Consider the following 24,808-nt stretch of genomic DNA (forward strand, 5'->3'; position numbering starts at 1 on the left):
TTACGAGAGTCCGCCATGTACGAGCTGTCCCGGGTCCGCCTCTACTCCATCGGCCCCGCCGGTGCGCGCTACGCCGACACCGTGCTTGACCTGCGCGGCGTCGGCGCGGAGGTGCCCGACCCCGCGCCCACCCAGGCGGAGTTCTTCGAGGAGGAGCCCGTCGGCCCGCCGCGCCGGCCCGCGCCCGCCGGAGTGCTCCTCCTGGAGAACGGCGGCGGCAAGTCCGTCCTGCTCAAGCTGATCTTCTCGGTGATGCTGCCGGGCCACCGCAACACCCTGGGCGGTGCCAGCTCCGGCGTGCTGAGGAAGTTCCTGCTGGCGGACGACTGCGGACACGTGGCCCTGGAGTGGCAGCACACCCTGACCGGCGAGTGCGTCGTCGTCGGCAAGGTCAGCGAGTGGCGGGGGCGCCAGGTGTCCAACGACCCGCGGAAGTTCGCCGAGGCCTGGTACTCCTTCCGGCCCGGACCGGGCCTCAGCCTCGACAACCTGCCCGTCGCCGAGTCCACCGCCGTCCGGCCGCCCGCCGAGGGCCAGTCGGCCGCCCGGGGCCGCCGCCGCACCATGAAGGGCTTCCGGGACGCGCTCACCGAGGCGGGCAAGGCGTACCCGCACCTGGAGGTGCACTGGGAGGAGATCCACGACCGCTGGATCGAGCACCTCGGTGACCTCGGCCTGGACCCCGAACTCTTCCGCTACCAGCGGGAGATGAACGCCGACGAGGGCGAGGCCGCCGGCCTGTTCGCGGTGAAGAAGGACTCCGACTTCACCGACCTGCTGCTGCGCGCCGTGACCGACACCCGTGACACCGACGGGCTCGCCGACCTGGTCAGCGGGTTCGGGAACAAGCTCGGGCGACGCGCCGAGCTCATCGCCGAACGGGACTTCACCGCCGGGTCCGTGGACCTGCTGGGCCGGATCGTCGAGGCCGCCGAGACCCGCTCACGCGCGCGTGACATCCACACCGCCGCCGAACGCCGTACCCGGACGCTGGCCCGCCGGCTGTCCGCACGGGGCGTCCAGGAGCGCGTCCGGGCGGCGGACCTCGCCCAGCGGGTCACCGCTGCCGCGTACGCCGTCACCCACGCCGAGGCGGGCCGCGAGCGCAGTGCGCTCATCGCCGCCGAACTCGCCTACCGGCACGCCTCCCTGGCGCTCGCCGCCGCCGAGAAGTCGGCCGCGGCCCAGAAGCGCGAACTCGCCGAGGCGCGCACGCTGCACTCCGCCTGGCAGGCCGCCGAGGCCGTCCTGCGCCACCGGGCCGCCGCCGACCGGGTCGCGCGCGTGGCCGCCGCCATCCAGGAGGCCGAGCGGGACGCGGCCCCCGCGCTCGCCGCCCGCGCCAAGGCCGCCGTCGATCTCGTACGCGCCCTGCACGCGGCCGCCGAGAGCGCCGAGACGCTCGCCAACGAGGAGGAGGAGCGGTCCGCGGCCCTCCAGGAGGTCGGCGAGTCCGCGTACCGGGACTCCACCGCGGCCGCCACGGAGGCACAGCGCGCCCGCAGTGAGATCGGGCATCTGCGCCAGCGGCTGAGCGAGGTCGAGCAGGAGACCGCCGAGGCGGTCCGCGCGGGCTGGCTCGACGACAGCGCGCCCGACGCCGACCCCGCCCGCGCGGCCCTCGCCGCGAGCGACGCCGAGAAGACCGCCGTCGCCGCCTGGGACACCGCCCGCGAGGCCGCGAACCGGGCCGCCGAGCACGCGCGCGAGGCGGCCGCCGCCGAAGCCCGCGCCGAACTCACGGCCGCCCGCGCGGAGGACGCGGCCACGGCGGCGGCGCGCTCCTACGAGGCCGAACGGCGCCTGGCCGAAGGGCTGGCGCAGGAGGAGCGGCTCGCGGAGCTGCTCAGCCTGACCGGGAACCCCGGGCTTCCGGCCGGAGTACCGGCGCAGCGCACGGGCGCCGAGGACGCCGGAAAGGGCGGCGCGGCCGGCCAGGAGGGTGCCGTCACCGACGCCGGTCTCACCCCCGAGGACCTCGACCGGTTCGCCGACGAGCTGCGCGAGCTGCTCGACGACTCCGTCTCCTCGGCCGAACGCCAGCTCTTCGAACTGCGTACGGCCGCCGCCGACGACTCCCGGATCCTCGGCGCGCTCGGCGACGGCGGACTCCTGCCGCCGGGGCCGGACGTCCTGGCCACGGTCGAGTTCCTCGGCGAGAACGGCATCCCGGCCCTGCCCGGCTGGCGCTACCTCGCCCAGGCCGTCGACCCCGCCGACCACGCGCGCGTGCTGGCCGCCCGGCCCGAACTGGTCGACGGCGTCATCATCACCGACCCCGACACCCACGCCCGGGCCCGCGAGGCCCTGAACGACGCGGCCCTGCTCCCGCGCTCCGCCGTCGCCGTCGGTACCGCCGCCGCCCTGCTGGCGCCGACCCCGGCCACCGACTCGCAGAGCGCGGACGTCTTCCTCGTACCGCCGAACCCGGCCATGCACGACGAGCACGCCGCCGACGAGGAGCGCCAGGCGCTGCGCGCGCGGGCCGGCGAGCGGGACGAGGAGATCCGAACCCTCGCGGCCCGCCTCGGCAAGGACCGTGAACTGGCCGCCCGGCTCGCCTCCTGGCGCACCGGCTGCCCGGCCGGCCGTCTCGTCGAACTGGCGCAGGCCGCCCGGGACACGCGCGCGTTCGCCGAGGAGGCGGAGGCCGAGCTCGCCGAGGCGCGCACGGTCCGGGCCGAGGCCGACGAAGCCGCCGCCGAGGCCGCGCAGACACGTGACGAGCGACAGGAGGCCGCGCAGAAGGCCCGGCGCGCCGCCGACGCCCTCGCCGGTCTGGCCTACCGGCTGCGCGAGCGGTCCGGCTGGCAGGCCAAGCTGCGCGAACTGGCCGACGAGGCCACCGAGTCGGAAGCCCGCGCCCAGACCTGTCTGGACCGCGCGCGGGCCGCCGACGAGGACCGGCGCGGGGCCCAGCGCGCCGCCGACGACGCCCGCCGCACCGCGCGTGCGCTGCGCGCCGAACGCGCCGAGATCGCCGGCGCCCCGGACGACGTACCGGACAGCGACCCGGATGCCTCCAAGGCGTCCCTGCCCGCCCTCCGCGAGGCCTACCGGGCCGCTTCCCGGCTCTACGAGAAGGTGGGCGTCGGCGCCGACCTGCGGGCCGAGCAGGCGCGGGCGGAGAGCGACGAGAGCGCGGCCCTCGCCGAACTGGACCGGCTGAGCAACAAGGTCCGCACGCGCGCGGAGCAGTTGCTCCAGTCGCCCGACGGCTCCGACGGGCCCTCCCGGCAGGCCGCCGCCGCCCGCGCGGAGGAGCTGGTGCAGCTCCTGGAGACCCGCATGTCGACCGCGAGCGAGCAGCTCGGACGGTTGCGCGGCGAGGCCGAGCGGCACGCCCCCGAGGACGGCGAGGCGCACACCGAGCTGTCACCGGAACTGGAGCCGCGCGACGCCGAGCACGCGCAGGCGCTGCTGCGCACGGCCACCGCCGAACTCGCCTCCCGCACCGAGGCGCTGGCGCAGGCCAGGGAGGCGCACGCGGAGCTGCTCGGCTCCCACCGGGCCGCCGAGGACGCGGCGGGCGGTTTCGACGAGATCGCCGCGATGCTCCGCGACCTGTTGCGCGAGCACGCGATGGAGGACGAGCAGGACGAGCCGGAGCCGTACCCGGGCAGCCCCGAGGAGGCCCGGCAGGCCGCCGCCGAGGCCCGTCGGTCGCTGCGTGGCTGTGCCGCGGACCTCTCCGCCGCCGAGGCCGCCGTGCGCGAGGCCGGCGACGTCCTGGTCCGGCACGCCAACTCCACGCGCTACGAGCAGGTCCGCACCCCCGCCCGGCAGCAGATCCGGGAACTGCCCGCGTCCGCGCTGCCCGAGCACGCGCAGAAGTGGGCGGACGCCTTCGCGCCCCGACTGCGGGTGCTCACCGACGAGTTGGCACAGCTGGAGCGGAACCGGGACTCGATCGTGGACCGGCTGCGGGGGCTCGTGGAGTCCGCGCTCGCCACCCTCAGGTCCGCGCAGCGGCTGTCCCGGCTGCCGGAGGGGCTCGGCGAGTGGTCCGGGCAGGAGTTCCTGCGGATCCGCTTCGAGGAACCCGACCAGGCGACGCTCACCGAGCGGCTCGGCGAGGTCATCGACGAGGCGACCAGGGCCGCCGTGAAGAAGAACTCCGACCTGCGGCGCGACGGAATGTCCCTGTTGCTGCGGGGAGTCGCGGCGGCGCTCCAGCCCCGAGGGGTGGCCGTGGAGATCCTCAAGCCGGACGCCGTGCTGCGCGCCGAGCGGGTGCCCGTGGGACAGATGGGCGACGTGTTCTCCGGTGGCCAGCTGCTCACCGCGGCCATCGCGCTGTACTGCACGATGGCGGCCCTGCGGTCCAACGACCGGGGCCGGGACAGGCACCGGCACGCCGGCACGCTGTTCCTGGACAACCCGATCGGGCGGGCCAACGCGACGTATCTGCTGGAGCTCCAGCGGGCCGTGTCGGACGCGCTGGGCGTCCAGCTCCTATACACCACGGGGCTGTTCGACACGACGGCACTCGCCGAGTTCCCCCTGGTCATCCGTCTGCGCAACGACGCGGACCTCAGGGCCGGCCTGAAGTACATCAGTGTGGAGGAGCACCTCCGCCCGGGCTTGCCCCAGCAGCCGCAGGCGGGCGAGGCGGGACACAGCGAGATCACGGCGACCCGGATGTTCAAGCGTCCGACGCCTGTCACGCCGTAGAGGACGCGCCGAAAGCGACGCGCGGACGCGCTGTGAAGAACACGCCGTAAAGGACGCGGGGCCGCACCAGTGGGTGTCGGCCCCGCCGTATGAGCGCGCCGATCCGTGACGGACGCGCGCTCGCCGGGCTCAGGAGTGGGACAGCCGCCCCGTGCTGCCGCCCTGACGCCGTATCCGCTCCTGGGTCCGCTCCGTGATCCGGGCATGGCGCCGGGCCTTGCGGCGCTCGCGGCGCAGCGCGCGGGCCGTGCTGCTCGGGGTCGACACCACGCCGTGACGCTGGTTCCACACCTGGCGGGTCACCCAGACGTCCAGGGCGCCCCAGGTGGCCACAACCGTGCTGGCCACGCTGCTGAGCACCATCGGGAACGCCAGCCAGGAGCCGGCCATCGTGCACAGGAAGGCCACCATCGCCTGGAGCAGGGTCACCGCGATGATGAGCACCGCCCGCACCGCGGAGGTCCGCACCGGGTCCGGCAGCCGTCGCCTGCGCGCGGGTTCCTCGACCCACAATGGCCGGTACGGCTCCTCGTGTGCCGCGGCGCGCCCGCCGGGCACGTCCGATCGCGCCGGTGCGTCATGACCCCGCGCCCCGGGGCGCCGTGGCGTCGCCGGACTCGCTGTCCTCACGCCGGTCCCCGGCGCCTCCTGCCGTTCCGCCGTGCCCATCACCGTGTCACTCCCCACCGCCGGCAGACCCCCCGTCCCGGTGTCCGTGGACCGGGCCTCAAGGGTGGCTGCCCGGCTTGCGCTGCTTTACGCCGCCCAGTTGCAGATGCGGCTCCTGTGGCCGAATCCACCGCCATTTCCCGAAGAGAAGGACGAACAAGACTCCTTCAAGATTCCCGCGTGCCCCCAGAGAAACGAAAAAATCCAGCCAACCACCCACCCTGAGCGGTCGGTTCCGGTCCGACACGACTCGCCTGGTCGCAGGAGGCAATCTCCCGCAAAGGCGGGACAACTCCCCATGTCCCGATCCCGGGGCGCACGTTCTGGTTCCGGACGCAACTTCGAGTTACGTGTGCGTCGGTAGTAGGCTCGCGCCGTTTGTTGACGTACATGTGTGCCCCCGGCCGGCGGGGGTCGAGCTGGGGGAGGCCATGCGCTTTCGCGGGAAGTCCATCCGCCGGAAGATCGTGGCGCTGCTTCTCGTGCCGCTGGTGTCCCTGATCGCGGTGTGGGGCTTCGCCACGGTGCTGACGGGACGTGAGGTCGCCCGGCTCTTCGAGGTGTCGACCGTCACGGAGAAGCTCGGTTATCCCATCGAGGACACCGTGCGCGTGCTCCAGCAGGAACGCCGCCAGACGCTCGTCTACCTGGCCGATCCGCGCGCGTCGGACGCCCTGTCCGCGCTGCGCGGCACGCGGGACGCCTCGGACGAGGCCATCGCCAAGTTCCGCCGCAACGCCCGCGACCCCGACGTCCGCGACGGCATGGACCAGGACGACGACGAACGCCTCACCGCCGTCCTGGACGCGTTCGACGGCATCGAGTCGCTGCGCCGGACCGTCGAGGACGGCACCGTCTCCAGGCTGCAGGCCCTCGACCAGTACAACCGCCTGGTCGACCCCGCCTACGCCCTCCTCGCCACCCTCGACGGCATCGACAACGTCGAACTGGACAAGCAGGCCAGGGCGCTGGTCAACATCTCCCGTGCCCGCGAACTGCTCTCCCGCGAGGACGCCCTCCTCGGTTCCGCCCTGGTGGTGGGCAAGCTCACCCGCGACGAGATCCGAGACGTCTCCGACCTGATCGCCCAGCGGAACCTGCTGTACGACACCACCCTGGCCGTGCTGCCGACCTCGGAGCGCGAGCGCTACGAGCGCTTCTGGAAGAACGCCGGCACCGCTCCGCTGCGCGCCGCCGAGAAGTCCGTCGTCGGCGCCGAGCCCGGCACGGCCGGCGACGTCAGCGCCAAGAGCTGGGACGCCGCCGCGGGCAACGTCCTCGACGAACTCGCCAAGCTCGACGACCAGGCGGGCGACCGCCTCCAGGACCGCGTCCGGCCGGACGCGATGGCCGTCATCGTCAAGGCGGCCGCCGTCGGCGTCCTCGGTCTGATCGCCCTCCTGTTCTCCCTCGTGCTGTCCGTGCGCGTCGGCCGCGGCCTCATCCGCGACCTGCGGCAACTGCGCCTGGAGGCCCACGAGGCGTCCGGCGTACGGCTGCCCAGCGTGATGCGCCGCCTCTCGGTGGGCGAACAGGTCGACATCGAGACCGAGGTCCCGCGCCTGGAGTACGACAAGAACGAGATGGGCGAGGTCGGCCAGGCCCTCAACACCCTCCAGCGTGCCGCCGTGGAAGCCGCCGTCAAGCAGGCCGAGTTGCGCGCAGGCGTCTCCGAGGTCTTCGTCAACCTCGCCCGGCGCAGCCAGGTCCTGCTGCACAAGCAGCTCACCCTGCTCGACACCATGGAGCGCCGCACCGAGGACACCGACGAACTCGCCGACCTGTTCCGCCTCGACCACCTGACGACCCGTATGCGCCGGCACGCCGAGGGCCTGGTGATCCTCTCCGGCGCCGCCCCCTCCCGGCAGTGGCGCAAACCCGTCCAGCTCATGGACGTCGTCCGCGCGGCCGTCGCCGAGGTCGAGGACTACGAGCGCATCGAGGTCCGCCGGCTGCCCAAGGTGGCCGTGACCGGCCCCGCCGTCGCCGACCTCACCCATCTCGTGGCCGAACTCCTGGAGAACGCCACGGTGTTCTCCCCGCCGCACACCGCCGTCCAGGTCCTGGGCGAGCGCGTCGCCAACGGCTTCACCCTGGAGATCCACGACCGCGGACTCGGCATGGCCGCCGACGCGTTGCTCGACGCCAACCTCCGGCTCGCCGAGACGCCCGAGTTCGAGCTGTCCGACACCGACCGGCTGGGCCTGTTCGTGGTCAGCCGGCTCGCCCAGCGGCAGAACGTCCGGGTCTCGCTCCAGCCCTCGCCGTACGGCGGCACCACGGCGGTCGTCTTCATCCCCGACGCGCTGCTGACCGACGACGTCCCCGACACCAACGGCATCGGCTTCCGCCTCGACCGCCCCCGGCCGTCGAAGGAGGCCGAGCTGGAGGAGGCCCAGCGCGTCTCGCTCACCCGGCGGCCGGCCCAGCTCACGCCCGCGATCCTCGACGGTCCGGTCGAGCTGGAGGCTCCGGTCGACCTGGACACCCTGAACGACCTGCCGGGCGTGCTCGACGGCGAGGACAGCGAGCGCGGCGGACTGTTCCGGCCGCGCCGCTCCCTGGCCCAGGTCGACGACGGGACCCCCGGAACCGACGCGGCGGGCATCGGCGAGGACGTCCCGGGCGCTCCGGTGTCCCTGTCCCGCCGCCGGGCCACCAAGCTGGTCAGCTCCCACGGGCGCCCGGTCACCGACGAACACACGGGACGCGACGACACGGACCGGACGCCGACGGCCGGACCGGGCGCGTCCCGAGCGCAGCCGGGCCCCTCGGCGGGGCCGGCGCGCTCCGAGCCTCCGACGCTGCCGAGCCGCCGTCGTGCCGCGGCCCTGCGCCGGAGCACCGATGTGGCCGGCCCCCACGACGAGCTGACGGAGACCCGGGCGTTCCCGGCTCCCGGGGCACCGGCTCTGCCCCGGCGCACCCGGCGTGCCGAGATCGCGTCCAGCGGACCGGCCACGGAGGACACGGCCACGGGCGCCACCGGCGTACCGGGTGCGGGTACGACCGCTCCCGGCGCCGCGGACGCCCTCGGACGGGGTGGGGTCGCCCACGGCACCGCCGGGACGTCCGGCTCGGGCAGGCCGCCGCTGGGCGTCCCCCGGGGAACCCAGGACGCTGCCTCGGGGTCTGCCCCGCTGCCCCGCCGCGTGCGCCAGGCCAACCTGGCCCCGCAGCTCAAGCAGGCCCCCGAGCGGCGCCCCCAGAACCAGCCGGAGCCCGCCGAACGGGACGCCGACGAGGTACGCAGCCGCATGGCCTCGCTCCAACGGGGCTGGCAGCGCGGCCGCGAGGAGAACGCCGGGAGCGACGACACGTCCGGCGGCACAGCACCACAACGAACGACTAAGGGGGACGGTCGATGACCGCACCGAAGGCGACCGACAAGTCCGGCGAGCTCAACTGGCTCCTCGACGACCTGGTGGAGCGCGTCGCGAGCATCCGCAAGGCCCTGGTGCTCTCCAGCGACGGCCTCCCGACCGGCGTGTCCCAGGACCTGACCCGCGAGGACAGCGAGCACCTCGCCGCCGTGGCGTCCGGTTTCCACAGCCTGGCCAAGGGCGTGGGCCGGCACTTCGAGGCGGGCAGCGTCCGGCAGACGGTCGTGGAACTGGACGACGCCTTCCTGTTCGTGACGGCCGCGGGCGACGGCAGTTGCCTCGCCGTCCTCTCGGACGCCGACTCGGACGTGGGTCTCGTCGCGTACGAGATGACACTCCTGGTCAAGCGGGTCGGCGCGCATCTCGGTGCCGCCCCGCGCACCGATCTGCCCCAGGGCGGGTAGTGAGATGGCATGAGCACAGACGGTCAGGGAAGAAGCCACTGGTTCGACGACGAGGCCGGACCCGTGGTCCGTCCGTACGCCATGACGCGTGGCCGCACCACGAGTGCCGGTCAGCACCGTCTCGACCTGATCGCGGTCGTCGTGGCCGAACCCCACACGGACGACCCCGAAGGGGACCACTCGCTGTCCCCCGAGCACGTGGACATCGTCGACCTGTGCCGGGAGAACCCGCAGTCGGTCGCCGAGCTGTCCTCCGAACTGGACCTGCCCATAGGGGTCGTACGCGTCCTGGTGGGTGACCTCGTCGCCTCGGAGTGGGTCCATGTGAACCGGCCGGTGCCGCCCGCGGAGCTCCCGGACGAGAGCATCCTGCGGGACGTGATCAACGGCCTGCGGGCCCTGTGACCGCCCCTCCCGGGCGCCGCTCGCCGGTGCCGCGAGGCACGCACGGGCGGCGTCCGGGCGCGGTGCCGATCCGCCCGGCCGACGCGCGCGCCCGCGGGGCTGTCCCGTCGGCAGGCGGCGGGCGCCGGCCCGCCCCTGGCCTATGATCTGACAGATCGTCGACGACCCTCCGCGGACGGCCCGCCCCGCCCCGCGGAGACGGTTTTGAGCAGTGCGATCGGGGAGACGGACGTGACGACTTTCCGGCAGCTCCGGCGCGGCCGAGGTGACCGTCACCGGCACCACGGGACGGTGGCCTCAGAGGCAGTCGTGCCCGCCGCCCGGACCCACCGGCATGCCGGACACCGCGCCGGCCCAGGCCGGTCCCGGCGACGTCCGCGCCATCGAGACCTCCGGCGGCGCAGGCCGTGGCCCGCCGTCGCCCCAACACCCCCACCTGGCAGGAGAAGAGACCAATGATCTTCGGGCGTTCTGAGCGCGGCAAGCCCCCGGTCGAGCCCGTCACGCTCAAGATCCTGGTGGCCGGCGGCTTCGGCGTGGGCAAGACCACGTTTGTGGGCGCGGTCAGCGAGATCAGGCCGCTGCGCACCGAGGAACTGCTCACCGAGGCAGGGCGCCCGGTCGACGACACCAGCGGTGTCGAGGGCAAGCGGACCACCACCGTCGCCATGGACTTCGGGCGCATCACCCTGCGCGAGGACCTGGTGCTGTACCTGTTCGGCACCCCCGGACAGGAACGGTTCTGGTTCATGTGGGACGAGCTCTCCGAGGGCGCCCTGGGCGCCGTCGTGCTCGCCGACACGCGCCGCCTGGAGGACTGCTTCGCGGCCGTCGACTACTTCGAGCGCCGCTCCATCCCGTTCATCGTCGGCGTCAACTGCTTCGAGGGAGCGATCCGTTACCCCGAGGAGGACGTACGGCAGGCCCTCGACCTCGACGAGGACGTGCCGGTCGTGCTGTGCGACGCCCGGGACAAGCAGTCGGTCAAGGAGGTGCTCGTGGGCGTCGTCCAGCACGCGATGGCGTACTCCGCGCGCCGCCGGCAGACCGTCACCACCTGAGGAGCGGGAAGCGGCCCGTACCCCCGCCGACTGGGGTACGGGCCGCGGCTGGAGGGCACCACGCGCGCGTGCCTAGTTGTCGCCGCCCTCCTCCCACCCGAAGCTCTTCTCCACGGCCTTGCGCCAGTTGTGGTACTCGCGGTCGCGGACGGACGCCTCCATGTCCGGAGTCCACTCGACGTCCTTCTGCCAGTGGGACTTCAGCTCGTCCAGGTCGTTCCACACGCCCGTGGCCAGCCCGGCGGCATAGGCGGCACCGAGACAGGTGGTCTCGGAGATCTTCGGCCGGACCACCGGCACGTCCAGCACGTCCGCCTGGTGCTGCATGAGCAGGTTGTTCCTGGTCATGCCGCCGTCCACCTTCAAGGTGGTGATGCGCACCCCGGAGTCCTGGTACATGGCGTCCACGACCTCGCGCGTCTGCCAGCTGGTCGCCTCCAGCACGGCCCGCGCGAGGTGCGCCTTGGTGACGTACCGCGTCAGGCCCGTGACGACCCCGCGCGCGTCGGAGCGCCAATAGGGCGCGAACAGGCCGGAGAAGGCGGGCACGATGTACGCGCCGCCGTTGTCCTCGACGCCGGCCGCGAGGGGCTCGATCTCGTCGGCGGTACGGATGATGCCGAGCTGGTCGCGGAACCACTGGACCAGGGCGCCCGTGATGGCGATGGAGCCCTCCAGGCAGTAGACCGGCGCCTCGGAGCCGATCTTGTAGCCCATCGTCGTCAGCAGGCCGTTCTTCGACGGCACCGGCCGGTTTCCCGTGTTGAGCAGCAGGAAGGAGCCGGTGCCGTAGGTGTTCTTCGCGGTGCCCACGTCGTAGCAGGCCTGCCCGAACACCGCGGCCTGCTGGTCGCCCAGCGCCGATGCCACGGGTACGCCCGCGAGTTGGCCGACGGCGGTGCCGTAGACCTCGGCGGAGGACCTGATCTCGGGCAGGACGGCGGCGGGCACGTTCATCGCGGACAGGATGGACTGGTCCCACTGGAGCGTCTCCAGGTTCATCAGCATGGTCCGCCCGGCGTTGGTGACGTCCGTGACGTGCCGCCCGCCGTCCGTGCCGCCGGTGAGGTTCCAGATCAGCCAGGAGTCGATGGTGCCGAAGGCGATCTCGCCGTTCTCGGCACGCGTCCGCAGCCCCGGCACGTTGTCCAGCAGCCAGGCCGCCTTCGGTCCCGAGAAGTACGTGGCCAACGGCAGCCCGGTCTGCTCCCGGAACCGGTCCTGCCCGTCCGCGCCGCCGAGCCGGCTGGTCAGGGACGCGGTGCGGGTGTCCTGCCACACGATCGCGTTGTGCACGGGCTTGCCCGTGGCGCGGTCCCACAGGACCGTCGTCTCGCGCTGGTTGGTGATGCCCAGGGCGCTGAGTTGGTCGGCGCGCAGCCCCGCCTTGGCGATCGCTCCGGCGACCACGGCCTGCACCTTGGACCAGATCTCGGTGGCGTCGTGCTCCACCCAGCCCGGCTTGGGGAAGATCTGGCGGTGCTCACGCTGGTCGACGGCCACGATCGCGCCGTCCTGGTTGAAGATGATGCAGCGGCTCGAGGTGGTGCCCTGGTCGATAGCGGCGACGAACTTGTCCGTCATGACGTCCCCTTCGTCGGTTCCTGCACAGCGCTGTGGTTCCTGCACAGGGCGGTGGTTCCCGCACGCGGCGGTTTTCCCGGAGGCCGGTGTGTCCGAAGGACGGTGTTGCGCAAGGCCGGTGTTGCGGAAGGCCCATGTCCCACATGGCCCATGTCGCACATGGCCCGTGTCTCAGAAGGCTGCGTTGAAGATCACCCCGGACAGCGCCCCGCCGATCAGCGGTCCCACCACCGGGATCCACGCGTAACCCCAGTCCGAGGTCCCCTTGTTGGGGATCGGCAGCAGGGCGTGGACGATGCGCGGTCCCAGGTCGCGGGCCGGGTTGATGGCGTATCCGGTGGGGCCGCCGAGCGACAGGCCGATGCCGACCACCAGGAACGCCACGACGAGGACCGCGGTCCCGGACTCGCCGAGACCCTTGGTGAGTCCGAACGCCAGGATCGGCAGGACCAGGCCGACGGTGGCGATGATCTCCGTGACCAGGTTCGCCACCGGATGGCGGATCGCGGGCGCGGTGGAGAAGATCCCGAGCGTGGGCTGGGCGAGCTCCTCCTCGGCGTTGGCCCGGAACTGCGCGTAGTAGGTCAGCCAGCACAGGACCGCCCCGAGCATGGCGCCGACCATCTGCCCGGCGACGTAGACCGGCACCTGGTCCCAGTCACCGGTGTCGACGGCGATCCCGAGGGTGACGGCGGGATTGAGGTGCCCGCCGGACAGCGGCGCCGCGGTGTACGCCCCGGCCAGCACGCCGAAGCCCCAGCCGAACGCGATGACGACCCAGCCGGCGTCCTTCGCCTTGGAGTAGTTGAGTACGACGGCGGCGACCACGCCCGCGCCGAAGAGGATCAGAATCGCCGTACCGATGACCTCACCGAGGAATACGTCTCCGTTGCTCATGGCGGCTCCTAGGCCCTGGCCCGGGGTTCTCCCGCCCCGGTCCTCCGTGCAGGGTTGCGGTTCCCTTGGCGGACTGCCGAAGGGCAGGGAGGGTCCCGCGCCCCGCCCGGCGTCCGCGACGAGCGTGCCGTCGCGGCCGAATCGCCCGTGGGGGTAGGGGCCTTGGCTCGTGGGGGGCCCGCGCGGCGTGGTGCCTGGAACGCCGAGAATGTACGGCGATGTCGACCGACACCGGAAGTGTTCACCGGGCCCAGGGGAGCGTCAAGGTCGCCGACCGCACCGGTTGGGGCGGGCCCTCGAACCGGGTCGGCCGACAGCCGCGGGGCAGGCGGAGTCCTTCTCGACCCCTTCCCGAGCCGTACGGCGCCGCACCGGACGCTGCTCAGCCCCTCCCCGGCTCCGCCACCGCGTACCCCGTCGAGGCCGTCCGTGCGACCGTCCCGCGCCGGATCTCGTGCCCCGGCAGACCGGCCCGCCCCACCACCCAGCTCGCTCCGACGAGTGCCTTGGCGGCCATCTTCGACGGCGCCAGGCAGGCGGCCGCCGCCCGGTGGTCGGCCACACACGTACCCGCGAACACGTTGACGTGCAGCGGCAGCAGGGTTTCCCGGCGCACCGCCGCACGCACCGCCAACACGGCCGGCCGCCCATCGAGTTCGGGGTCCTGGCGGGCCTCGGCGAGGATGTCACCGGTCTCCGGGCGGGCCAGTACCTCCAACCCTGCGAATCCGCCGGTGGCCGGATTGACCACGGGCTGGAAGGCGAAGCGGAGAGTGTCCGTCCAGTAGCGCACGGGAGCAGGATGGCGCCCCGCGCGTCCGCCCAGGTCCAGTTCATACGACGTCCCGCAGGATTCCCGGCCGCTCACGCAGCGTACGGCGAGCCCGCTGTCCTCGGCTCACCGCACGGCGACCACCGCCGAGCCGTGCCCGAACAGCCCCTGGTTCGCGGTGATCCCCACGCGTGCGTGCCCGACCTGCCGGGCACCCACGTCGCCCCGCAACTGCCAGGTCAGCTCGCACACCTGGGCGATCGCCTGGGCGGGCACCGCCTCGCCGAAGGAGGCGAGCCCACCGCTCATGTTGACGGGTATGCGCCCGCCCGGCGCCGTCGCCCCCTCGCGCAGCAGCTTCGCGCCTTCGCCCTCCGGGCACAGACCGAGGTCCTCGTACCACTGCAACTCCAGGGCGGTGGACAGGTCGTAGACCTCGGCGAGGGAGAGGTCCTCCGGCCCCACGCCCGCCTCCTCGTAGGCCGCGCGCGCGATCGACGCGCGGAACGTCACGGCGACGGGCTCGACGGCCGCCGCGGAGTCCGTCGCGACATCCGGCAGGTCGAGCACCGTGTTCGGATACGTCGGCGTCACCGTCGACACCGCCCTGATCCGCACGGGGTCGGCCACACCCCTGCGGCGCGCGAACTCCACGCTGGAGAGCACCAGCGCCGCCCCGCCGTCCGAGGTGGCGCAGATGTCGAGCAGCCGCAGTGGATCGGCCACTACGGCGGAGGCCGCGACCTCTTCCGCGCTGACCCGCCTCCGGTAGCGGGCGTACGGATTCAGCGCGCCCATGGCCGAGTTCTTCACCTTGACCTGGGCGAAGTCCTCCACGGTGTCCCCGTGTACGGCCATGCGCCGGCGCGCGTACAGCCCGAAGTAGGTCGGGTTGGTGGCGCCGAGGACCCGGAACCGCAGCCAGTCCGGATCGTCGGGCCGGTCTCCGCCCGCGGGCCGGAAGAACCCTTTGGGGGCGGCGTCGGCCCCCACCACGAGCACCACGTCGGCCAGGCCCGCCAGGATCTGCGCCCGTGCGGCGGCCACCGCCTGCGCCCCGGACGCGCACGCCGCGTACACGCTGGTGACACGGGCCCCCTGCCAGCCCAGCGCCTTGGCGAAGGTCGCCCCCGCCACATGACCGGGATAGCCGCCACGCACGGTGTCCGCGCCGACGATCGAACCGATCTCCCGCCAGTCCAGGCCGGCGTCGGCCAGCGCCGCGCGAGCCGCCGCCACGCCGTACTCGACGAAGCCGCGCCCCCACTTGCCCCACGGGTGCATGCCCGCGCCGAGCACCGCCACTTCTGCCGTCATGTCGTCACCCCCGTCGGCCGCCACCGCCACGTCGTCCAGACCGTCTCGCCGTCCTCATGGAGCACTCCGGGGACGACCTCCACCTCCGCGCCCACGGTCAGATCGGCGACGGTCACCCCCGCAGCCGCCTGCCCCAGCACCACGATCCGCTCGGCGGCCAGCTCCACAGCGATCAACGTGTACGGCTCCCACGGAAGTTCCGGATCGGTCACATACGGTGACGGAGGACGGTAGCGGCTGTCCGTGTACGACCAGATCCGGCCGCGCCGCGACAGGGGGATCTCCGTCAGATCGCCTCCGGCGCATCCGGGGTTGCGGCAATGGCCGTCCTCGCGCGGGAAGAAGACCGACGCGCAGGCGGAGCAGCGGGTGCCCAGGAGCGTGAAGTCGTCCCCGTCACCGGCGAACCATCCGGCGACCACAGGTGTACGCGTACGCGGCAAAGCCCCTCCCCGGACCGTATCTGACGGAACGTCAGAAGTGTCGCACGGGCGGCCGCAAAGAGGCAGAGGGCCCGACGGAACCGGAATGCCGGTGATCGGATACAGTCCGCGGCGTGTCCGAAACTCAGCACTCCATCCCCAACTCCACAGCCGGTTCCCACTGTTCGAGCTGCGGAGCGCCCTACGGAGAGGGCGTCGCGGGCTGGCCCCGCACCTGTCCCGTCTGCGGCACCGTCGCCTACCGCAACCCCCTGCCGGTCGCCGTCGCACTCCAGCCCGTGTACGACACACAGGGCACCGCCCTGGTCGTCATCACCCGCACCGTGGCCCCCGCGCGCGGCGGCATCGCCCTGCCCGGCGGTTACGTCGACGACCGCGAGGACTGGCGGCACGCCCTGGTCCGCGAACTCAAGGAAGAGACCGGCATCGACGCCGCGAGCCGCGACGTACGGCTCGTCGACGCGCTGAGCTCGCCCGACGGCCACCTGCTGCTGTTCGGGGTGCTGCCAGAGCGGCCCGCCGACGGCCTCCCTCAGTCCGCGGCCACCGACGAGACGGAGGGCTGGCACCTGCTGCGCAGGCCGGAGGAGCTCGCCTTCCCGCTGCACACGCTGGCCGCACGGGCCTGGTTCGAGGGCCGCTACGCCTGAGCCTCAGCGCGCTGTGAGCCCGCGCAGCCGCACCGGGTGGGACGGCTCGCTCAAGCCGTCCTCGCCCTCCCGCTGAACAACCACCCTCCGGCCCTCCCAGCGGGCGACGTAGCGTTCGATCTCCGGTTCGTCCCAGCCGTCGCCCGCGTCCTGGACGACCAGTCCGCCCCCGCTCCGTCCCCGGGCGGGAGCCCACACCTCCAGGACGGTCCGGCCGTCGTCCCCGCGCACCGGAATGACGGCACCCGCGCGCGCGAGCACCGGGATCCGCGACAGCGGAGCGTCGACGAGAACCTGTCCCGGCCCCTCGTACACCTGCTCCGTGACCGTGTCGTACCAGCGTCCCCGCGGCAGCTGCACGGCACGCCGGTCCCCGCCCGGATCGAGCACCGGTGCCACGAGCAGCCCGTCACCGAGCAGGAAGGCGTCCTCGCAGTCCCGCAGGGCGCGGTCCTCGGGCGCGGACCACCACAAGGGCCGTACGTAGGGCGCTCCTGTACGCCGGGCGAGCTGCGCGAGCGTCATGAAGTACGGCAGCAGCCGCCGGCGTTCCACGAGCGCCACGCGCGCGTGCTCCAGCACCTCTGGGCCGAACTCCCACGGCTCCCTGCGCCCCGCCCGAGGACTCGCGTGCGTGCGGAACAACGGCAGATAGGCGCCGAGCTGGAACCAGCGCAGATACAGCTCCGGGGAGGGATGCCCGTCGTAGCCGCCCACGTCCGGCCCCGAGTACGGCACCCCGCACAGCCCGAGCCCCAACACGAGCGACAGCGAGGCCCGCAGGCCGGGCCAGCCGGTGGCCACGTCACCGGACCAGGTGCCCGCGTACCGCTGGAGGCCGGCCCATCCGGAGCGCGAGAACAGGAAGGGCCGCTCGTCCGGGACCAGCTCGCGCAGCCCTTCGTACGCCGCCCGGGCCATGCACAGGGCGTAGACGTTGTGCGCTTCCCGGTGGTCACCGCCGCGGCCCTCCAGGGCGTGTCTCGCCGACCGCGGCAGGGTGGACTCGCCGAACGCGGCGAAGGACGTGGGCTCGTTCATGTCGTGCCAGAACCCGCTGAATCCCGCCGCGATGCGCTCCTGGTAGAGACGGCCCCACCAGGCACGTACACGCGCGTGCGTGAAGTCCGGATAGACCACCTCGCCGGACCGCACCACCCCCTCCACGAGCCGTCCCGCCGCGTCCCGCACGAAGGCGTCCTCGGCCGTCCCGCTGTCATGGACGGAGTTGCCGGGCGCGTCCTTGACCGCCGGGTTGACGACCGACACCAGCCGGACGCCGTCCCGCAGCAGTTCCCCGGCCAGCTGGGGCAGTTTCGGGAAGCGCTCCTGGTCGACCGTGAACACCTGGTGCTCGTCGTAGTGGTCGATGTCCAGGTGGACGGCGTCGAGCGGCAGCCCGCGCTCCTGGTACCCGGCGACGATCCGCCGCACCTCCTGCTCGCTGCCGAAACCCCAGCGGGCGTGATGATGGCCGAGCGCCCAGGACGGCGGCACCGCGGGCGCACCGGTCAGCGAGGCCCAGGCGAGCAGCACACGCGCGGGCGTGCCCACCATCACCCAGCAGCGCAGCGGCCCGCCGGTCATGCGCAGCTCGGACATCCCTACCCGGTCGTGCCCGGAACCGGCGCCCTCCTCGCCCTCCCGCAGGGTCACGGTGCCGTCCCAGGAAGTGTCGTGGAACACGAGGTGGGTGGCGGCGTCGGCCACCACCAGCTGCACCGGCATCGTCACGTACAGGGGATCGTCCCCAGGGCCGAAGGCCCGGCCGGGATCGGTGTTCCACAGCCGATACGTCCCGTCGCGGAGCCGCGGCCCCGAGGCCCGACCGCCCAGCCCGAAGAACCGGGCGTCGGCGGCCACCTCCGACCGCTGCACCCAGCGCGCCTCGCCCCCGCCCACCGGCTCCCACCAGCGGGGCGGCAGGTCCTGGCGCAGGGGCACCCCGCCGGGCGTACGCACCTCGACGGCTCCGTGCCGCGACACGACGACTGTGGCCCGCTCGGACACGACCCGCCAGCCGCCGTCCTTGTCCGGCTCCAGAACCGCCCGGGGGTCCGGTTCCGGGCAGCGGCCCGCGAGCGCGTACGACGGCTCCGGTTCGGCCCCGTCCCACCCCCAGAAGACCGCCCCGCTCACCGCGACGACGATCCGCAGCTCGGAGCGACTGAACCGGACGACACCCCCGCCCGGAGCCGGCTCCGCGTCCTGGACCGGCCCAGGCACCCGCGCCCGCTCGGCCCCCCGCGCCGGCAGCCCGACCGCGTCGGTGCGCCTCCTGCGCCACGCGGCACGCACGGTACGCAACACCTGGGGCGCCCCCGCCGAACCGACCGCTTGCATCGAACGCACCAGGTCACGACCGTTCATGCTGTTCACCCTGCCACTCACTGCCCCACGCGCGCGTGCCGTTCAACTGCCGTTCACCCGTGCCAGGGCCACATCTTCACGACACGGACTATGTGGGGCGCGCCCTGGCGTAGAAGTTGATCACATGGCATCGTCCCTGTCAGCCGCGTCACGCGCACACCCCTGGCCCGTGCGCGGGAGACGCACACGACGCGCACAGTCCGGGAGCCCCCATGCCGACCGAGAATCCCCAGCCGCTCTGGCAGCCAGATCCGCAGCGCATCGCCAGGTCCCAGGTCACCAGGTTCCAGGCGTGGGCGGCCGAACACCACGGCGCTCCGGCCGACGGCGGCTACCCGGCCCTCCACCGCTGGTCGGTGGACGCGCTGGAGCCGTTCTGGGAAGCCGTCACCCAATGGTTCGACGTACGGTTCTCGACGCCCTACACGCGCGTGCTCGGCGACCGCTCGATGCCGGGTGCCGAGTGGTTCCCCGGCGCCACCCTCAACTACGCCGAGCACGCCCTGCGCGCCGCCGGGACCCGACCTGACGAACCCGCCCTCCTGCACGTCGACGAGACCCATGAGCCGACCCCGGTGACCTGGTCCGAGCTGCGCCGCCAGGTGGGCTCCCTGGCCGCCGAGCTGCGCGCCCTCGGCGTCCGGCCGGGAGACCGCGTCAGCGGCTACCTCCCGAACGTCCCGCAGGCCGTCGTCGCCCTCCTCGCCACGGCCGCCGTGGGCGCCGTCTGGACCTCCTGCGCCCCCGACTTCGGCGCCCGCAGCGTCCTGGACCGCTTCCAGCAGGTCGAACCGGTCGTCCTGTTCACCGTCGACGGCTACCGTTACGGCGGCAAGGAGCACGACCGCCGCGACACGGTCGGCGAACTCCGCCGCGAACTGCCCTCCCTGCGCGCCGTCGTCCACATCCCGCTCCTCGGCACCGAGGCCCCCGAGGGCGCTCTGGAATGGGACGCCCTCACGCGCGCGGACACGGAACCGGTCTTCGAGCAGGTGCCCTTCGCGCACCCCCTGTGGGTCCTCTACTCCTCGGGCACGACGGGCCTGCCCAAGGCGATCGTCCAGTCCCAGGGCGGCATCCTCGTCGAGCACCTCAAGCAGCTCGGCCTGCACTGCGACCTGGGTCCCGAGGACCGTTTCTTCTGGTACACCTCCACGGGCTGGATGATGTGGAACTTCCTCGTCTCCGGCCTCCTCACGGGCACGACCGTCGTCCTGTACGACGGCAGCCCCGGCTACCCCGACACGGGCGCCCAGTGGCGGGTCGCCGAACGCACGGGCGCCACCCTCTACGGCACCTCGGCCGCGTACGTCATGGCCTGCCGCAAGGCCGACGTGCACCCAGGACGCGACTTCGACCTCTCCAAGGTGCAGTGCGTGGCCACCACCGGCTCCCCGCTGCCGCCCGACGGCTTCCGCTGGCTGCACGACGAGGTCCGCGAGGACCTCTGGATCGCCTCCGTGAGCGGCGGCACGGACGTGTGCTCGTGCTTCGCGGGAGCCGTACCGACCCTGCCCGTGTACATCGGCGAGCTCCAGGCGCCGAGCCTGGGCACCGACCTCCAGTCCTGGGACCCGAGCGGCAAGCCCCTGACCGACGAGGTCGGCGAGCTCGTCGTCACCAACCCCATGCCGTCGATGCCGATTCACTTCTGGAACGACCCCGACGGCAGCCGCTACCACGACAGCTACTTCGACACCTATCCCGGAGTGTGGCGGCACGGCGACTGGATCACCCTCACCTCGCGCGGCTCGGTCGTCATCCACGGCCGCTCCGACTCGACCCTCAACCGCCAGGGCGTCCGCATGGGCTCGGCCGACATCTACGAGGCCGTCGAACGCCTTCCCGAGATCAGGGAGTCCCTGGTCGTCGTCATCGAACAGCCCGACGGCGGCTACTGGATGCCCCTGTTCGTGCACCTGGCCCCAGGCGCCGTCCTCGACCAGGCACTCCTCGACCGCATCAAGCGGACCATCCGCGAGAACCTCTCGCCCCGCCATGTCCCGGACGAGGTCATCGAGGTACCCGGCATCCCGCACACCCTCACCGGAAAGCGCATCGAGGTCCCCGTCAAGCGCCTCCTCCAGGGCGCCCCGCTGGAGAAGGCGGTCAACCCCGGCTCCATCGACAACCTCGACCTGCTGCACTTCTACGAGGACCTGGCCCGCAAACGCGCCTGAGGGGGCCGGTCACCCCCCGTAGGTGGCCTCGGACTCGCCGAGCACACCGGCGAAGTCCGAGGCCAGCCGCGCCGCGTCGGCAGGCTCCAGTTCGGCGGCCGTGATCCGCACGCCGGGACCGGCCGAGAGCCGGAACCGGGCCCCGAACTCTCCGTCGCCCTCGCCCCCGACACCGCGCAGGGCGCCTACCTCGGAGTCCACGGCCTGGCGCAGTCCGTACAGCGCACCTTCGGACCACTCGCAGTCACCGCGGCCATCGCCACCGGCCCGGCAGGATGGGTCCTCTTCGGCACAGCCATCGCGCTGACCTGCACAATCCAGCACCGACTGGTCCGCGGGCGCCTCACCCAGCCCTCATTGTCAGTGCCGCCGATTACTGTGAGTGAACATTGATCGACTGCGCACAGGGGGAAACATGGCGCACACCGACCACCAGACGATGCGACGCGTCCTGCGCCGCGAAATCGCCGGCACCATCGGCCTGCTCACCGACGAACACGACTTCCGCGCCATGCGGCGCTACCGCACCTTCACCTTCGACGACCACGCGACCTACCTCAAACAGGTCGAAGAGCTCCTGCGGACCCGCGCCGCACAGGGCAGCCACACCACCGTCGCCCTGTTCGACCCCCAGCAGTACGCCGATTTCTGCAAGGACACCGGCCTCGACCCGGACATCCCGTCCAGCCGCACACGCTTCACCGCCGAACTCGCCGGCACCGGACCGACGGTCCCCTACGAGGGCCAGCCCCTCACCGACCTCGTGCCCGCCCTCGTGGACGAGGCCGTCCGACAGGCCACATGGGAGTACGCGACCACACTCCTCGCCCGCCTCGGCGCCTGCGGTACCTGCGGAGAGGACATCGGCCGCGCCGCCTTCACCCGCGCCTCGGACCTCCTCCTCCGGATCCTCGAGTCAGCCCTGCCGGGCGAACACCACCTCGTCTGCAGCATCACCGGCACCCCGGAAACGCTCGTCGCCGTCCTCCACTCCGACGAGAACACCGACGGAGCCGTACAACTCGACGAGGCCGAGGCCCTCGAATTCACCACGGTCCTCGCCCTCGGCATCGCCACCCGCAGCCCCGGCGGACTCGTCATGCGCACCAGCGTCCGAGGAACCACCGACCGCGTCTACGGCTGGCGCCTGCGCGGCGACGGCCTCGAACCCCTCACCGCGGGAGAGGTCTTCGACGCCTACTGCACCGACGTCGACTCCGGCGATCTGATCGCCCCGGAGTCGGACGTCGACTACTGCGTGCCCCCCGACCTGGGCCCGGAGGGACAGCTGCCGCGCCACAACCACTGAACACAAGGAGGGCGCCCCACCCACAGGTGGAGCGCCCTCCGGAAACAGTCGGCCGTCGGCCGGAACCGGTCCGACTACTCGCCCGACAGCACCGCCTGAGCCGCGGCGCGCGCCTCCTCGGCACTGTCGGCGGCCCGTGCCGCCGCGGCGGCACGCTCGCACTGCGCCAGCGTGTACTTCGCCAGCGCCGTCCGCACATAGGGAATGGACGCCGCACCCATGGAAAGGGAGGTGACACCCAGACCGGTCAGCACACAGGCGAGCAGCGGATCGGACGCGGCCTCACCGCAGACACCACAGCTCTTGCCCTCGGCCTTCGCCGCCTCGGCGGACAGCGCGACCAGGTCGAGCAGCGCGGGCTGCCACGGATCCTGCAGTCGGGACACCGCACCCACCTGACGGTCGGCGGCGAAGGTGTACTGCGCGAGGTCGTTGGTCCCCAGCGACAGGAACTCGACCTCCTGCAGGATCGACCGCGCCCGCAGCGCGGCCGAGGGAATCTCCACCATCGCGCCGAACTTCGCCCGCAGCCCTGCCTCCCGGCACGCGTCGGCGAACGCCTTGGCGTCGGCACGGTCCGCCACCATCGGGGCCATGACCTCGAGGTACACCGGCAGGCCCTCGGCGGCCCTCGCGAGCGCGGTGAGCTGGGTGCGCAGCACCTCCGGGTGATCGAGCAGCGTACGGAGACCGCGCACGCCCAGCGCCGGGTTCGGCTCGTCGGACGGGGTCAGGAAGTCCAGCGGCTTGTCCGCACCCGCGTCCAGCACCCGGACGACGACGCGCCCCTCCGGGAAAGCCTCCAGCACCTGCCGGTACGCCTCGACCTGCTTCTCCTCGGACGGAGCGTTCTTGCTGTCGTCCAGGAAGAGGAACTCGGTACGGAAGAGACCGACACCCTCGGCCCCCGCCTCGACCGCCGCGGGCACGTCCGCCGGACCACCGACGTTGGCCAGCAGCGGCACCTTGTGGCCGTCGGCCGTGGCACCCGGACCGGTGGACGCGGCGAGCGCCGCCTTCCGCTCGGCGGCCGCGGCCTCCAGCTCGGCCTTCTTCTCCTCGCTCGGGTTCACGAAGATGTCGCCCGTGCTGCCGTCGACAGCGATGACCGTGCCCTCGGCGAGCTCACCGGCACCCGGCAGCGCCACGACGGCCGGCACCCCGAGCGCCCGCGCCAGAATCGCACTGTGACTGGTCGGCCCGCCCTCCTCGGTGACGAACCCGAGCACGAGCGTCGGGTCCAGCAGAGCGGTGTCGGCGGGCGCGAGATCACGCGCCACCAGAACATAGGGCTCGTCACTGTCCGGGATACCCGGCATGGGCACACCGAGCAGACGGGCGACGATTCGATTCCGCACGTCGTCCAGGTCGGCCACGCGTCCGGCGAGGTACTCACCGGCACCCGCCAGCAGCTCCCGGTACGCGGCGAACGCGTCGTACACGGCACGCTCGGCCGTGCTGCCGACGGCGATACGCCGGTCCACGTCCGCCATCAGCTCGGGGTCCTGGGCCATCATGGCCTGCGCCTCGAGCACCGCCTGGGCTTCACCCCCGGCCAAATTGCCGCGCGCCATCAGGTCGGCCGCCACAGCCTCCACCGCCTTGCGGGCGTGCCCCTGTTCACGCTCCGCGTCCTGCGCCGGATTCTGCTTGGCAGGCGGCTCCAGGACCGCCGTTCCCATGTGCCGAACCTCGCCGATCGCCACACCGTGGCTCACGCCGACGCCTCGCAGCGTTGTCTCCATCTCACCCGTCTCCGATAGTGCGGCGGGTCCCGCCGCCGCGGTGGTTGTCGTCCCTATTCGCCGTCGTACGACGGCACTGACGTCACTTCCAGGTGAAGAGACTGTCGCCGGCCTTCACATCGCCGTCGTCACGGAGCTCGGAGAGTGCCTCGGCCGTGGCCTCCAGTGCCACGACGGGGCAGACCGCGGACTTGCCGGCGGCCTCGACGGCGGCCGGGTTCCAGCGCACGATCGCCTGACCGCGGGTGACGGTGTCGCCCTTGCTCACGAGCAGCTCGAAACCCTCGCCGTTGAGCTGCACGGTGTCGATGCCGAGGTGGACGAGGACGCCGTGTCCCTGCTCGTCCACGACGACGAAGGCGTGCGGGTGGAGAGAGACGATCACACCGTCGACGGGCGCGACGGCCTCGGACGGTTCGCGTACGGGGTCGATCGCCGTACCCGGGCCGACCATGGCCCCGGAGAAGACCGGATCCGGCACGGCGGCCAGTCCGATGGCGCGTCCTTCAAGAGGGGACGTCACGGTGATCATGGGAAGCCTCCCAGGGGTGGAGCTGGGTACATGGGCCGTCACTGCCTGTCTCGGACGGCTCTGTCCAGCAGCGTATGTCAGATGAACTGAGGGTTCCGCACGGAAGATACCGGCTGGTGGTCTAGACCACCAGTCCAAGCGATTTGCAAGGCGTTCGAGGCCGCGTGTACAGTCGTACTCCTGCTTGGGGCTGAGCGGCGCGGTCAAGCGCCCTGGCCCGGCAGCATCCAACTTGTCAGACCCTAACTCGGGATCATCTTCTGCATGCCTGCAGGACGGTGGTCAGAGGGCCGGAAAAACACTGATAGAGTTTGGAACACCGAAGGGAAGCGCCTGGAGGAAAGCCCGAGAGGGTGAGTACAAAGGAAGCGTCCGTTCCTTGAGAACTCAACAGCGTGCCAAAAATCAACGCC

General features: G+C 72.5%; 17 protein-coding genes and 1 pseudogene. 8 read left to right on the top strand and 10 right to left on the bottom strand.

Going from position 1 to position 24,808, the window contains the following annotated elements; translation table 11 throughout:
* The first annotated feature begins 15 nt into the window (after positions 1-15).
* Positions 16-4,674, top strand: coding sequence for a hypothetical protein (locus tag ACIQJT_RS37390; RefSeq protein WP_402650084.1), 4,659 nt, complete (start codon positions 16-18; stop codon positions 4,672-4,674).
* A 129-nt stretch (positions 4,675-4,803) separates the two neighbouring features.
* On the opposite strand, the gene ACIQJT_RS37395 is transcribed toward ACIQJT_RS37390, so the two are convergent.
* A complete protein-coding gene (locus ACIQJT_RS37395) occupies positions 4,804-5,343 on the bottom strand; it encodes a hypothetical protein (RefSeq protein WP_365463382.1) in 540 nt (179 codons plus the stop codon).
* Between the two features lie 431 nt (positions 5,344-5,774).
* Between ACIQJT_RS37395 and ACIQJT_RS37400 the strand changes: the two genes are divergently transcribed.
* The 4 genes from ACIQJT_RS37400 to ACIQJT_RS37415 all read left to right on the top strand — a co-directional run bounded on the left by ACIQJT_RS37400 (position 5,775) and on the right by ACIQJT_RS37415 (position 10,596).
* Positions 5,775-8,711, top strand: a complete 2,937-nt coding sequence (locus ACIQJT_RS37400) for a nitrate- and nitrite sensing domain-containing protein (protein ID WP_402650085.1) — start codon at positions 5,775-5,777, stop codon at positions 8,709-8,711.
* On the top strand, positions 8,708-9,130 hold the full coding sequence (locus tag ACIQJT_RS37405) for a roadblock/LC7 domain-containing protein (RefSeq protein ID WP_053850301.1): 423 nt from the start codon (positions 8,708-8,710) through the stop codon (positions 9,128-9,130). Before ACIQJT_RS37400 ends, ACIQJT_RS37405 begins: the two co-directional genes overlap by 4 nt.
* 9 nt (positions 9,131-9,139) lie before the next feature.
* On the top strand, positions 9,140-9,535 hold the full coding sequence (locus ACIQJT_RS37410) for a DUF742 domain-containing protein (protein ID WP_053850300.1): 396 nt from the start codon (positions 9,140-9,142) through the stop codon (positions 9,533-9,535).
* Between the two features lie 455 nt (positions 9,536-9,990).
* On the top strand, positions 9,991-10,596 hold the full coding sequence (locus ACIQJT_RS37415; protein ID WP_402650086.1) for a GTP-binding protein: 606 nt from the start codon (positions 9,991-9,993) through the stop codon (positions 10,594-10,596).
* 72 nt (positions 10,597-10,668) lie between these two features.
* On the opposite strand, the gene glpK is transcribed toward ACIQJT_RS37415, so the two are convergent.
* The 5 genes and pseudogenes from glpK to ACIQJT_RS37440 form a co-directional block, all read right to left on the bottom strand.
* Positions 10,669-12,180: a glycerol kinase GlpK gene (gene glpK / locus ACIQJT_RS37420; protein WP_402650087.1), complete on the bottom strand. Its 1,512-nt coding sequence runs from the start codon at positions 12,178-12,180 to the stop codon at positions 10,669-10,671.
* 171 nt (positions 12,181-12,351) lie between these two features.
* Positions 12,352-13,077 (bottom strand): MIP/aquaporin family protein, encoded by a 726-nt coding sequence (locus tag ACIQJT_RS37425; RefSeq protein WP_053850297.1) that lies wholly within the window; start codon positions 13,075-13,077, stop codon positions 12,352-12,354.
* 565 nt (positions 13,078-13,642) lie between these two features.
* Positions 13,643-13,870, bottom strand: a pseudogene (locus tag ACIQJT_RS37430) (diguanylate cyclase); the annotation flags it as partial.
* A gap of 105 nt (positions 13,871-13,975) precedes the next feature.
* A complete protein-coding gene (locus tag ACIQJT_RS37435) occupies positions 13,976-15,166 on the bottom strand; it encodes a lipid-transfer protein (RefSeq protein WP_402650088.1) in 1,191 nt (396 codons plus the stop codon).
* Entirely contained in the window at positions 15,163-15,588 is a 426-nt protein-coding gene (locus ACIQJT_RS37440; protein WP_365463579.1) for a zinc ribbon domain-containing protein, read from the bottom strand. Before ACIQJT_RS37440 ends, ACIQJT_RS37435 begins: the two co-directional genes overlap by 4 nt.
* A 134-nt stretch (positions 15,589-15,722) precedes the next feature.
* On the opposite strand from ACIQJT_RS37440, the gene ACIQJT_RS37445 reads away from it, so the two are divergent.
* Complete coding sequence (locus ACIQJT_RS37445) at positions 15,723-16,259, top strand: NUDIX domain-containing protein (protein ID WP_402650089.1); 537 nt, start codon at positions 15,723-15,725, stop codon at positions 16,257-16,259.
* 3 nt (positions 16,260-16,262) lie between these two features.
* Here the strand turns inward: ACIQJT_RS37445 and ACIQJT_RS37450 are convergent, their stop codons facing one another.
* Positions 16,263-18,629 (bottom strand): glycoside hydrolase family 31 protein, encoded by a 2,367-nt coding sequence (locus ACIQJT_RS37450; RefSeq protein ID WP_402650090.1) that lies wholly within the window; start codon positions 18,627-18,629, stop codon positions 16,263-16,265.
* Positions 18,630-18,841: 212 nt separating this feature from the next.
* Here ACIQJT_RS37450 and ACIQJT_RS37455 point away from each other — a divergent pair, with 212 nt between their 5' ends.
* Positions 18,842-20,809, top strand: a complete 1,968-nt coding sequence (locus ACIQJT_RS37455) for an acetoacetate--CoA ligase (protein ID WP_402650091.1) — start codon at positions 18,842-18,844, stop codon at positions 20,807-20,809.
* Between the two features lie 9 nt (positions 20,810-20,818).
* On the opposite strand, the gene ACIQJT_RS37460 is transcribed toward ACIQJT_RS37455, so the two are convergent.
* Positions 20,819-21,010, bottom strand: coding sequence for a hypothetical protein (locus tag ACIQJT_RS37460; RefSeq protein ID WP_402650092.1), 192 nt, complete (start codon positions 21,008-21,010; stop codon positions 20,819-20,821).
* A 214-nt stretch (positions 21,011-21,224) separates the two neighbouring features.
* Between ACIQJT_RS37460 and ACIQJT_RS37465 the strand changes: the two genes are divergently transcribed.
* Positions 21,225-22,118, top strand: coding sequence for a hypothetical protein (locus tag ACIQJT_RS37465; RefSeq protein ID WP_402650093.1), 894 nt, complete (start codon positions 21,225-21,227; stop codon positions 22,116-22,118).
* Positions 22,119-22,192: 74 nt separating this feature from the next.
* Here the strand turns inward: ACIQJT_RS37465 and ptsP are convergent, their stop codons facing one another.
* Positions 22,193-23,863, bottom strand: a complete 1,671-nt coding sequence (gene ptsP / locus ACIQJT_RS37470; protein ID WP_402650094.1) for a phosphoenolpyruvate--protein phosphotransferase — start codon at positions 23,861-23,863, stop codon at positions 22,193-22,195.
* Positions 23,864-23,945: 82 nt separating this feature from the next.
* A complete protein-coding gene (locus tag ACIQJT_RS37475; RefSeq protein ID WP_402650095.1) occupies positions 23,946-24,395 on the bottom strand; it encodes a PTS glucose transporter subunit IIA in 450 nt (149 codons plus the stop codon).
* Positions 24,396-24,808 lie beyond the last annotated feature (413 nt).

Source organism: Streptomyces sp. NPDC091972 (assembly GCF_044756385.1).
In the GTDB taxonomy this organism is placed as follows: Bacteria; Actinomycetota; Actinomycetes; order Streptomycetales; family Streptomycetaceae; genus Streptomyces.

What these genes read in the sequence shown, in the direction of transcription:
- ACIQJT_RS37415 (WP_402650086.1), top strand. Translation starts at nt 9,991, where the DNA reads ATGATCTTCGGGCGTTCTGAGCGCGGCAAGCCCCCGGTCGAGCCCGTC.
- ACIQJT_RS37465 (WP_402650093.1), top strand. Translation starts at nt 21,225, where the DNA reads ATGGCGCACACCGACCACCAGACGATGCGACGCGTCCTGCGCCGCGAA.
- ACIQJT_RS37475 (WP_402650095.1), bottom strand. Translation starts at nt 24,395, where the DNA reads ATGATCACCGTGACGTCCCCTCTTGAAGGACGCGCCATCGGACTGGCC.
- ACIQJT_RS37450 (WP_402650090.1), bottom strand. Translation starts at nt 18,629, where the DNA reads ATGAACGGTCGTGACCTGGTGCGTTCGATGCAAGCGGTCGGTTCGGCG.
- ACIQJT_RS37435 (WP_402650088.1), bottom strand. Translation starts at nt 15,166, where the DNA reads ATGACGGCAGAAGTGGCGGTGCTCGGCGCGGGCATGCACCCGTGGGGC.
- glpK (WP_402650087.1), bottom strand. Translation starts at nt 12,180, where the DNA reads ATGACGGACAAGTTCGTCGCCGCTATCGACCAGGGCACCACCTCGAGC.
- ACIQJT_RS37455 (WP_402650091.1), top strand. Translation starts at nt 18,842, where the DNA reads ATGCCGACCGAGAATCCCCAGCCGCTCTGGCAGCCAGATCCGCAGCGC.
- ACIQJT_RS37395 (WP_365463382.1), bottom strand. Translation starts at nt 5,343, where the DNA reads ATGGGCACGGCGGAACGGCAGGAGGCGCCGGGGACCGGCGTGAGGACA.
- ptsP (WP_402650094.1), bottom strand. Translation starts at nt 23,863, where the DNA reads ATGGAGACAACGCTGCGAGGCGTCGGCGTGAGCCACGGTGTGGCGATC.
- ACIQJT_RS37390 (WP_402650084.1), top strand. Translation starts at nt 16, where the DNA reads ATGTACGAGCTGTCCCGGGTCCGCCTCTACTCCATCGGCCCCGCCGGT.
- ACIQJT_RS37410 (WP_053850300.1), top strand. Translation starts at nt 9,140, where the DNA reads ATGAGCACAGACGGTCAGGGAAGAAGCCACTGGTTCGACGACGAGGCC.
- ACIQJT_RS37405 (WP_053850301.1), top strand. Translation starts at nt 8,708, where the DNA reads ATGACCGCACCGAAGGCGACCGACAAGTCCGGCGAGCTCAACTGGCTC.
- ACIQJT_RS37400 (WP_402650085.1), top strand. Translation starts at nt 5,775, where the DNA reads ATGCGCTTTCGCGGGAAGTCCATCCGCCGGAAGATCGTGGCGCTGCTT.
- ACIQJT_RS37425 (WP_053850297.1), bottom strand. Translation starts at nt 13,077, where the DNA reads ATGAGCAACGGAGACGTATTCCTCGGTGAGGTCATCGGTACGGCGATT.